General features: G+C 77.3%; 9 protein-coding genes and 1 pseudogene. All 10 read left to right on the top strand.

Annotated features, from left to right (window positions below):
* Nucleotides 1-277, top strand: a pseudogene (locus G9H72_RS21945) (hypothetical protein); the annotation flags it as partial.
* On the top strand, nucleotides 274-534 hold the full coding sequence (locus G9H72_RS17620; protein ID WP_166173345.1) for a hypothetical protein: 261 nt from the start codon (nucleotides 274-276) through the stop codon (nucleotides 532-534). The pseudogene G9H72_RS21945 and the gene G9H72_RS17620, both read left to right, overlap by 4 nt.
* Before the next feature lie 8 nt (nucleotides 535-542).
* Nucleotides 543-1,358 carry a TlyA family RNA methyltransferase gene (locus tag G9H72_RS17615; protein WP_166173538.1) on the top strand — a complete coding sequence of 272 codons (816 nt, stop codon included), beginning with the start codon at nucleotides 543-545 and terminating at the stop codon, nucleotides 1,356-1,358.
* On the top strand, nucleotides 1,355-2,275 hold the full coding sequence (locus G9H72_RS17610) for an NAD kinase (protein WP_331272394.1): 921 nt from the start codon (nucleotides 1,355-1,357) through the stop codon (nucleotides 2,273-2,275). Before G9H72_RS17615 ends, G9H72_RS17610 begins: the two co-directional genes overlap by 4 nt.
* Before the next feature lie 9 nt (nucleotides 2,276-2,284).
* Complete coding sequence (gene recN, locus G9H72_RS17605; RefSeq protein ID WP_166173499.1) at nucleotides 2,285-4,051, top strand: DNA repair protein RecN; 1,767 nt, start codon at nucleotides 2,285-2,287, stop codon at nucleotides 4,049-4,051.
* 145 nt (nucleotides 4,052-4,196) lie between these two features.
* On the top strand, nucleotides 4,197-5,384 hold the full coding sequence (steA, locus tag G9H72_RS17600; protein ID WP_166173497.1) for a putative cytokinetic ring protein SteA: 1,188 nt from the start codon (nucleotides 4,197-4,199) through the stop codon (nucleotides 5,382-5,384).
* Nucleotides 5,381-6,340: a copper transporter gene (locus G9H72_RS17595; protein WP_166173495.1), complete on the top strand. Its 960-nt coding sequence runs from the start codon at nucleotides 5,381-5,383 to the stop codon at nucleotides 6,338-6,340. The genes steA and G9H72_RS17595 overlap by 4 nt, the downstream gene beginning before the upstream one ends.
* Nucleotides 6,337-7,209 (top strand): hypothetical protein, encoded by an 873-nt coding sequence (locus G9H72_RS23175; protein ID WP_231127325.1) that lies wholly within the window; start codon nucleotides 6,337-6,339, stop codon nucleotides 7,207-7,209. Before G9H72_RS17595 ends, G9H72_RS23175 begins: the two co-directional genes overlap by 4 nt.
* Complete coding sequence (gene murJ / locus G9H72_RS17585) at nucleotides 7,206-8,825, top strand: murein biosynthesis integral membrane protein MurJ (protein ID WP_166173493.1); 1,620 nt, start codon at nucleotides 7,206-7,208, stop codon at nucleotides 8,823-8,825. The genes G9H72_RS23175 and murJ overlap by 4 nt, the downstream gene beginning before the upstream one ends.
* Nucleotides 8,818-9,930 (top strand): glycosyltransferase family 4 protein, encoded by a 1,113-nt coding sequence (locus G9H72_RS23170; RefSeq protein ID WP_166173491.1) that lies wholly within the window; start codon nucleotides 8,818-8,820, stop codon nucleotides 9,928-9,930. The genes murJ and G9H72_RS23170 overlap by 8 nt, the downstream gene beginning before the upstream one ends.
* The last annotated feature ends 9 nt before the right edge of the window (nucleotides 9,931-9,939 follow it).

Raw genomic sequence — 9,939 nt, 5'->3', positions numbered from 1 at the left:
CACGGCCCGGCCCGCGGACACGGCCCGGCCCGCGGACACGGTCGTACCGACGAGGGATCCCGTCGCCGGTAGCCGTCCCGGAGTGCCCGCGGGGGCGCACGCCAACGTGCCCGCGGAGGCGGGGAGCGCGGCCGGAGTCGCGGCCACCGGCCCGTACGACCACCTGGCCGCCGAGCAGGCCGCGGACGACGCGGCACCGGCGGCCGAGCCGGACGATTGCGGCGACCCAGCGGAGCCTGCCCACCGCACGGGCTCGAACGCAAGGCCCGCCCCGTGACGGCCGGGGCGCAGGAGCACTCGCCGCGCCCGGAAGCCGGGGCTCCGGGCACCGGCGACCCGCGCGTGGACGCCGCGGTGGCGCGGCTGGCCGAGCTCGCCGGCCGTCCGGCGACCGAGCACGTCGAGGTCTACACGCACATCTCCCGGGCTCTGCAGGAGACGCTCACGGGCGCCGGCGCGAGCGCGGCTCCCGGCTCAGGGACGACGAGCGGGACGGCGATGACCGGGACGCCGCGCCCAGGCCCACGGGCGTGACCGCGCGCATGCCGGCCCGCGCCCGCCTCGCCCGGCTCGACGCCGAGCTGGTCCGCCGCGGCCTGGCCCGCTCCCGGGAGCAGGCGGCGTCGCTGGTGGCCGACGGCCGCGTCACGGTCGCCGGACGGCGGGCCGAGAAGCCGGCCACGCAGGTGGGCGCCGACGCCGCGATCGTGGTGGCCGAGGCCGCCGAAGGCCCGGACTACGCCAGCCGCGGCGGGCACAAGCTCGCCGGCGCGCTGGAGGCGTTCGTGCCCCAGGGCCTGGTGGTCGAGGGGCGTCGCTGCCTTGACGCCGGTGCCTCCACAGGCGGCTTCACCGACGTGCTTCTCCGGTCGGGCGCCGCCTCGGTCCTGGCGGTCGACGTCGGCTACGGCCAGCTGGCGTGGTCGCTGCAGACCGACCCGCGGGTGACCGTGCGCGACCGGACCAACGTGCGTGACCTGCAGCCCGAGGACGTCCCCGAGCCGGCGCAGCTCGTCGTGGGCGACCTGTCCTTCATCTCGCTCACCCTGGTGCTACCGGCCCTGCGCCGGGTGTCCGCGCCCGACGCCGACCTCGTGCTCATGGTGAAGCCGCAGTTCGAGGTGGGCCGCGAGCGGCTCGGCGCCGGTGGCGTGGTCCGCGACCCGGCACTGCGCGCTGACGCTGTGCGCACGGTGGCCGGCGCCGCGGCGGCCGAGGGGCTGGGCGTGGCCGGCGTCGTCGCCAGCCCGCTGCCCGGCCCGAGCGGCAACGTGGAGTACTTCCTGTGGCTGCGGGCAGGCGCGCCCGCGCTGGACGACGAACGACTCGAGCAGGCGATCACCGAGGGGCCGCAGTGACCGCAACGCCGCCGCGCACCGTGCTGCTCGTCGCGCACACGGGCCGCGAGTACGTCCACAACGCGGCCGAGGAGGTGGTGACCCGGCTGCGCGGGGCCGGGCTGCAGATCCACGTGCTCGCCGAGGAGGCCGCCGAGCTCGAGCTGCGCGGCGCCCGCCGCGTCGGCCCTGCCGACGCCTGCGCGCCCGGGGTCGAGCTCGTCGTGGTGCTCGGTGGGGACGGCACCATCCTGCGCGGCGCGGAGCTCGCCCGAGACGGGGGCATCCCGGTGCTCGGCGTCAACCTGGGCCGCGTCGGCTTCCTCGCCGAGGCCGAGCGCGCCGACCTGCACTCGGTCGTCGACGCCATCGCGGACCGGCGCTACACCGTCGAGGAGCGCATGACCCTCGACGTCGTGGTCCGGCGCGACGGCGAGGTGCTGGCCCGGCAGTGGGCGCTCAACGACGTCAGCGTGGAGAAGGCCGACCGCGGCCGCCTGCTGGACATCGCGCTCGAGGTGGACGGGCGCCCGCTGTCCACGTGGGGCTGCGACGGTGTGGTCGCCGCGACGCCGACGGGGTCCACGGCGTACGCGTTCTCGGCCGGTGGGCCGGTCGTCTGGCCGGAGGTCGAGGCGCTGCTGCTCGTCCCGCTCAGCGCGCACGCGCTGTTCGCCCGTCCTCTCGTCGCGGCGCCCACCTCCATGATCGCGGTCGAGATCCTGGAGGTGGGCTCGGAGGAACCGTGCGCCGTCATGTGGGCCGACGGGCGGCGCCGCGCCGACCTGCCTGCGGGCTCCCGCGTGGAGGTACGCCGGGGCCAGGTCCCCGTGCGGCTCGCCCGGCTCAAGCAGGCTCCCTTCACCGACCGGCTGGTTGCGAAGTTCCAGCTCCCGGTCCGGGGATGGCGCGGCCCTCCGAACGGCTCGTCCGCATAGCCTGGGCGGGTGCTGGAGGAGGTACGGATCCGCGCCCTGGGCGTGATCGAGGACGCGGTGCTCGACCTCGCGCCCGGGCTCACGGTGCTGACCGGCGAGACCGGCGCGGGCAAGACCATGGTCGTCACCAGCCTGGGCCTGCTGCTCGGCGGCAAGGCCGACCCCGGTGCCGTGCGCACCGGCGCGGCGAGCGCGGTCGTCGAGGGCTCCGTCGTGCTGCCGGCCGGCCACCCCGCGCTGGCCAGGGCCGAGGAGGCGGGGGCGGAGCTCGACGACGGCGTGCTGCTGCTCGGCCGCACCGTCTCGGCCGGCCGCTCCCGGGCCCATCTCGGGGGCCGGTCCGTCCCCGCCGCGGTCCTCGCCGAGCTGGCCGACGACCTCGTCGCGGTGCACGGCCAGTCCGACCAGCACCGGCTGCTGCGCCCGGCCCGGCAGCGCCAGGCCCTGGACCGCTACGCGGGGCCGAAAGCCGCCGAGGTGCTGGACCGCTACCGGGAGCGCTGGTCCCGGCTGCGTGAGGTCGAGGACCGGCTCCACGAGCTGACCACCCGGGCGCGCGAGCGCGCCCAGGAGGCGGACCTGCTCCGGTTCGGGCTGGACGAGATCGAGGCTGTCGACCCCCAGCCCGGGGAGGACGCCGCGCTCCGCGAGGAGTCCGACCGGCTGGGCCACGCCGACGCGCTGCGCACCGCTGCGCTCAGCGCGCACGCCGCCATCCTCGGCGACCCCGACGCCTACGAGGACGCGCCGGACGCCGCGGGGCTGCTGGCGGCCGCGCGCCGGGCGCTGGAGGCCGAGCGGGCGCACGACCCGCAGCTGGGCGGGCTCGCCGACCGGCTGGGGGAGGCGGCCTACCTGCTCACCGACCTCGGCGCTGACCTCGCCGCGTACGCGGCCTCCGTCGACGCGGACCCGGGGCGGCTGGCCCAGGTGCAGGACCGGCGCTCCGAGCTGGCCGCGCTCACCCGCAAGTACGGCGAGAGCGTCGACGCGGTGCTCGAGTGGGCCCGGCAAGCGGCCCAGCGGCTGACCGGCCTCGAGGGCGACGACGACGCGGTCGACGCGCTGCGCGAGGAGCGAGCCGCCCTCCGCGCCGAGCTGGGGGCGCTCGCGGCCACGCTGTCGACGACCCGGACGAAGGCCGCCGTCCGGCTCGGCGAGGAGGTCACCCGGGAGCTGGCCGCGCTGGCCATGCCACGGGCCCGGGTCGAGGTCGCCGTCACCCAGCAGGCCGCGGAGAGCGGCGACCCCGGGGAGGGGCCGGGCAGCGCGCAGACCGTGCTCGAGGTGGACGGCCGCGCCGTGGTCGCCGGAGCGTACGGCGTCGACACGGTGGAGCTCCTGCTCGCCGCGAACCCCGGCAGCCCGGCCCGGCCGCTCGGCAAGGGCGCCTCCGGCGGTGAGCTCTCGCGGGTGATGCTGGCGCTGGAGGTCGCGCTCGCCGGGGCCGACCCGGTGCCGACGTTCGTGTTCGACGAGGTGGACGCCGGGGTCGGCGGCAAGGCTGCGGTCGAGGTGGGCCGCCGGCTGGCGCGGCTCGCCCGGCGTGCCCAGGTCATCGTCGTCACGCACCTTCCGCAGGTGGCCGCCCACGCCGACCGCCACCTGGTGGTCGTGAAGGACGCCGACGGCGCCGTCACCCGTTCCGGGGTGGCGACGCTCGACGACGAGGGACGGGTGCAGGAGCTGTCGCGGATGCTCGCCGGCCTGGAGGGGTCGGGCACCGCGCGCGCCCACGCACAGGAGCTGCTGGACGCGGCGCGGGCCGAGGACTGACCGCGCGGGCGCTGCCGGCCCGCGCGACCCGGGGGAACGAGCGGGGTGTGCGCGCCGTGCCGTGGCCAGACCGTGACGTTCGCGACGGACAACGCGCGCGTCGGCTGCTCGGCACTCGCGGGTGCCTCTGGCACGATGTCGGGCGATGAGGATTGCCACCGCTCGTCGTCGGTCCCGGGTGCCCGAGCTCCCCGGCATCACGGCACCGACCCGGGTGGACCGCCGGACCAAGAATCTCACCAAGCGGGTACGCCCGGGTGAGATCGCGGTCATCGACCACATCGACCTCGACCGGGTGAGCGCCGAGGCGCTCGTGGCGTGCCGCGTGGCGGCCGTCGTCAACGCGTCGCCGAGCACCAGCGGGCGCTACCCGAACCTCGGCCCCGAGATCGTCGTGGGCGCAGGCATCCCGCTGATCGACGGGTGCGGCCAGGCGGTCATCAACGACGTGACCGACGGCGACGTGCTTCGGGTGCACGAGGGCGTGGTCTACCTGGACGGCCGCCAGCTCGCGGCCGGGGTGGAGCAGACGCCGGAGTCGATCGCCTCCGCCATGGCGGAGGCGCGGGCCGGGCTGGCCCTGCAGCTCGAGGCGTTCGCCGGCAACACGATGGAGTTCCTGCGCCGCGAGCGCGAGCTCCTGCTCGACGGGGTCGGCGTCCCGGAGATCCGCACGCAGATGGAGGGCCGGCACGCCCTCGTCGTCGTGCGCGGCTACCACTACCGCGAGGACCTGCGCACCCTCCGGCCGTACATCCGCGAGTACCGCCCGCTGCTCATCGGCGTCGACGGCGGCGCGGACGCCCTGCTCGACGGGGGCTACATCCCCGACCTCATCGTCGGGGACATGGACAGCGTGTCCGACAAGGCGCTCACCTGCGGTGCCGAGCTCGTCGTCCACGCCTACCGCGACGGGCGCGCCCCCGGGCTGGAGCGGCTGGAGCGGATGGGCCTGCAGTCGGTGCTCTTCCCGGCCGCCGGGACCAGCGAGGACGTCGCCATGCTGCTCGCCGACGACAAGGGGGCGAGCCTCATCGTCGCGGTCGGCACGCACGCCACGCTCGTCGAGTTCCTCGACAAGGGCCGCTCGGGCATGGCCAGCACCTTCCTCACCCGGCTCCGGGTGGGCGGGAAGCTGGTCGACGCCAAGGGCGTCAGCCGGCTCTACCGCAGCCGCATCTCGAACCTCCAGGTCGCGCTCTTCCTGCTCGCCGGGATCGTCGCGCTGCTGGTCGCGGTCGCGGCCACCCCCGCGGGCCAGGTGTTCATCGAATATCTCCGGGACCGCTGGGCCGAGGGCCAGTTCCGGCTGGAGGAGCTCTTCTCGTCGTGATCGACTTCCGCTACCACCTGGTCTCGTTGATCGCGGTCTTCCTGGCCCTCGCCGTCGGCGTGGTGCTCGGCGCCGGGCCGCTCGACGACCCGATCGGCCAGACCGTCGAGAGCCGCGCCGACGCGCTCAGCACGTCCAACAACGAGCTGCGCGAGGACAAGGCCGACCTCACCGACCGGATCGGCGACTACGAGGACTTCATCACCCGCACCACACCGGCCCTGATCGGCGGCCGCCTCGAGGGCTCGACCGTCGCGCTGGTCGGCCTGCCCGGCGTCACCGAGGGTGAGGCGGAGGCCGCGCGGACGAGCCTGGCGGCGGCGGGGGCCGCCGTCCCCGGCAGCGTCCTGCTCACCGACGACTGGGCCTCGGCCGACCGCGCGGCCGAGCTGGACGACGCCCTGACCCGCCTGATGCCGCCCGACGTCTCCTTCCCCGAGGACACCAGCAGCGCCGCCCGAGCCGCCCTGGTGCTGGCCCGCGGCGTCGTGACCGCCGACCCCGCCGCTGCAGGGGCCGCGGACGACGCCGCCAAGACCCTGCTCGAGGGGCTGCGCGAGGACGGGTTCCTCACGCTGGAGGACGAGCCGTGGAAGCGCGGCGCCCTCGTGGCCGTCCTCGCGCCGCTGCCCGAGGAGCCCGAGCCGGGCGAGGACACGACGAGCCAGCGGACCGCGCTGATCGCCGTGCCCCGGATGCTGGCCACCTCCGGCGCCGTCACCGTGGTCGCCGGCGCCACGGGCAGCGCGGAGCCCGGTGGGCTGCTCGCCGACGTGCGCTCGGACTCCGAGGTCGCCGCCACCGTCTCGACCGTGGACGACGTCGACACGCCCGCGGGACGGGCCACGCTCGTCCTCGCCTTCGTCGCGGCGCGCGCCGACGACCCCGGCCACTACGGCGACGGCCCCGGCGCGGACGAGCCGCTGCCGGACATCGAGGGCGTCACGACCAGGTGACCCGCACCCCGCCCACGGCGCACCTGCCCGCAGGCCACGTCCCGGCGCGGGTACGCGCCGCCGCCGTCGTCGCCGGCGCCGCGGTCGGCCAGGCCGCCTTCAGCGCGCTGCTGGCCAGCCCGCCGGGCGGCTCGGCGCGCTGGGCGCGGCGCAACGCGCGCGACCTCCCGGTGACCCTCCTCGAGGGCCCGGCGTACGCCCTGGCCGCCGTGCTCGGGGTCGCGCTCGCTCCCCGCGTGCCACTGCGGGCGCGGGTGGCCGGCGTCCTCGCGGTGGGGGCGGCCGGCGGGCTCGGGGCGTACGACGACCTGGCCGGGTCCGGCGACGACCGCGGGCTGCGCGGGCACCTGGCGGCGCTCAGGCGGGGGCGGGTGACGACCGGCGCGGCGAAGTTGGCCGGGCTGGGCGCCGCCGGCCTCACCGCGGGAGCCGTGCTGCGCGGGCCCGGGGCCGGCGGCAGCGCGGTGGAGGCCGTGCTCGCGGGCGGCGTGGTCGCCGGCTCGGCCAACCTGATCAACCTGCTGGACCTGCGCCCCGGCCGGGCGCTCAAGGCCGGGCTGCTCGCCGGCGCCCCCGCGCTCGTACGCGGCGGCACCCCCGGCGCCCTGGCCGCCGCGCCGCTCGGAGCGGCCCTGGCCATGCTCCCGCCGGACCTGGGAGAGCGCTCGATGCTCGGGGACGCGGGGGCCAACGCGCTCGGCGCGGCGCTCGGCGTCTGCGCGGCGGCGGGCTCCTCGCGACGCGGACTGGCGGTGCGCCTCACCCTCCTGGCCGCGCTCACCCTCGCCAGCGAGCGCGTCAGCTTCACCAAGGTCATCGCCGCGACGCCCGGGCTCCGCGAGCTCGACGCCTTCGGCCGCCGGGCGTGAGCCGCCGGCTCGCCTCCGGGCTCGCCGGCGCGGCCGCCCTCGTCGCGGTGGCGACCCTGCTCAGCCGGGTGGTCGGCTTCGGCCGGTCGTTCGTCTTCGCCACCACCGTGGGGTCGAACTGCCTGGGCAGCGCCTACAACACCGCCAACCAGCTGCCGAACGTCGTCTTCGAGGTCGTCGCCGGCGGCGCGCTGGCGAGCGTGGTGGTCCCGCTGCTGGCCAGGCCCTTCGCGGACCGCGACAGCGCCGAGGCCGGGCGCATCGCCTCGGCGCTGCTCACCTGGACGCTCGCCGTGCTCGTGCCCGTCACGGCCGTGGCGCTGCTGCTGGCCGAGCCGCTGGTCTCGGTCCTCGTCGGTGACGCGGGTGGGGCGGCCTCGGGCACGCAGTGCGACCGGGACGAGGCGGTGCGCACCGCCACCGGGATGCTGCAGGTCTTCCTCCCGCAGATCCCGCTCTACGGGGTGGCCGTCGTCTGCGGGGGAGTCCTCCAGGCCCAGCGCAGGTTCCTCGCGCCCGCCGTCGCCCCGCTGGCCTCGAGCGCTGTCGTCGTCTTCGCCTATCTATGGTTCGGCGAAGCGTACGACGGGGACCCCTGGGACCTCTCGAGCGTGCCCCGCGGGCCAGAGCTGATCCTCACCGTCGGCACCACGGCAGGCGTCGTGGCCCTGGCCGCGGCCACAGTTCTCCCGCTTCTGCGTTCCGGAATCCCGGTTCGGCCGTCTTTCCGCTTCCCGCCCGGCGTCGCTCGGCAGGCACGTGGCCTGGCCCTGGCCGGGCTGGCCGCGCTGGTGGCCCAGCAGGCGTCCACCCTCGTCGTCATCCGGCTCGCGAACGACCGGGTGGGCGGAGGCGGGCTCCCGCTCTACGGCTACGCCTGGGCCGTCTTCCTCCTCCCGTACGCCGTGCTCGCGGTCCCGCTCGCGACCAGCGCGTTCCCGACCCTGTCCCGGCATGCGCAGAGCGGGCAGCTGAGCGAGTACGCGGCGGTCAGCGCCGTGACGACGCGGGCGGTCCTGCTGGCCGGCGGCCTGGGTGCCGCGCTGCTCGCGGCGACCGCCGGCCCGGTGTCGCAGGTCTTCTCCTCCGGCGAGGACGACGCTCCGGCGGTCTGGCTCGCGCGGGCGCTCGTCGCCTTCGCCCCCGGCCTGCTCGGCTACGGCCTCGTGGCCCATCTGGGCCGGGCGCTCTACGCCGCCGGGTCCGGCCGGGCCGCCGCCACCGCCACCGTCCTGGGCTGGGCCCTGGTGCTCGTCGCCGACCTGGCGCTCGTGGCGCTCGTGGATCGGGGGTGGGCCGTCGCCGCGCTGGGCCTGGGGAACACTCTGGGCATGACGATCGCCGGGGTGCTGCTGCTGGCCGCTGTGAGAACGGCCGCCGGGCCGGCGGCGCTCTCCGGCGTGGCGCGGGCCGGCGCGGCCGCCGTCCTCGCCGGCACGGGCGGCGCGGTGGTCGGCGGCGGGCTCGCCCACCTGCTCGACGCGGCCGGGCGTCCCGCGGGAGCGGCCAGCGCCGTCGCCAGCGGGGCCGCGGCGGCCGCGGCGTACACCGCCGTCGTGCTGCTCGCCGACCGGGCGGGCGCGCTGCAGATGACGCGGGGGCTGCGCCGTGGCTGAGCCGCTCGACGTCCGGCTCGTGCTCGCGACCAGCACCGGGGGAGTCGGCGCCCACGTGCGCGCACTGGCCCGCGGGCTCGTCGACCGCGGGGACCGGGTGACCGTCCTCGGCCCGGCGAGCACCGAAGAGCACTTCCGCTTCAGCGGGACGGGCGCGGCGTTCGTCCCGGTCGAGGTGAGCGTCGTGCCGCGCCCGGCCGCCGACGTGCGCGCGGTGCTGCGGCTGCGCAGGGCGCTGCGTGGCGCCGACGTGGTGCACGCGCACGGGCTGCGGGCCGGCCTGGTCGCGGGCATGGCGCTGCCCAGGGGCGTCCCCTACGTCGTCACCTGGCACAACGCGCTGCTCGCCACCGGCGCGAAGCGGGCCGTGCTCGAGCGGATGGAGCGCTACGACGCCCGGCGGGCCACGGTCACCCTGGGCGTCTCCCCGGACCTCGTCGAGCGCGCCCGGCAGCTGGGCGCACCCGATGCCCGTCTCGCCGCCGTCGTCGCCCCGCCCCCGGCGCCCCGCCCGTCGCCGGACGGCTCGGACCGGCGGGCGGAGGTCCGTGCCGAGCTCGGCGTCGGGTCGAGCCCGCTCGTGGTCGCGGCCGGGCGGCTCGCCCCGCAGAAGGCGTACCCGGTGCTCCTGCAGGCCGCCCGCACGTGGCGTGACCGGCTGGACCGCCCGCTCACCGTCATCGCCGGGGACGGCCCGCTCCGCGAGGAGCTGCAGCGCCGGATCACCGACGACGGGCTCGCCGTCCGGCTGCTCGGTCACCGCGAGGACGTCTCCGACCTGCTGGCCGCGGCCGACGTCGCGGTGCTGCCGTCGCAGTGGGAGGGGCGCCCGCTCGTGGCGGAGGAGGCGCTGCGCGCCGGCGCACCGCTCGTGGCGACGGCTGTCGGCGGAGTGCCCGAGCTGGTGGGCGACGCGGCGGTGCTGGTGGCTCCCGGCGACCCCGCCGCGCTCGCCGCGGCCGTGGTCGCGCTGCTCGACGACCCGGTCGAGCGCGTACGCCTCTCCGCCGCCGCGCGCGAGCGGGCCGCCGCCTTCCCGACGGAGGACGACACCGCCGCCGAGGCCCGCCGCCTCTACGTCGAGCTGACGTCTTCGCTAGGCTAGAAGCCCGTG

Source organism: Motilibacter aurantiacus, assembly GCF_011250645.1.
In the GTDB taxonomy this organism is placed as follows: Bacteria; Actinomycetota; Actinomycetes; order Motilibacterales; family Motilibacteraceae; genus Motilibacter_A; species Motilibacter_A aurantiacus.
Note: the sequence above shows the minus strand (reverse complement) of the source record. Positions and strands in the feature narration are given on the sequence as shown.

Coding starts and splice junctions, on each gene's coding strand:
- G9H72_RS17615 (WP_166173538.1), top strand. CDS start 543: ATGCCGGCCCGCGCCCGCCTCGCCCGGCTCGACGCCGAGCTGGTCCGC.
- steA (WP_166173497.1), top strand. CDS start 4,197: ATGAGGATTGCCACCGCTCGTCGTCGGTCCCGGGTGCCCGAGCTCCCC.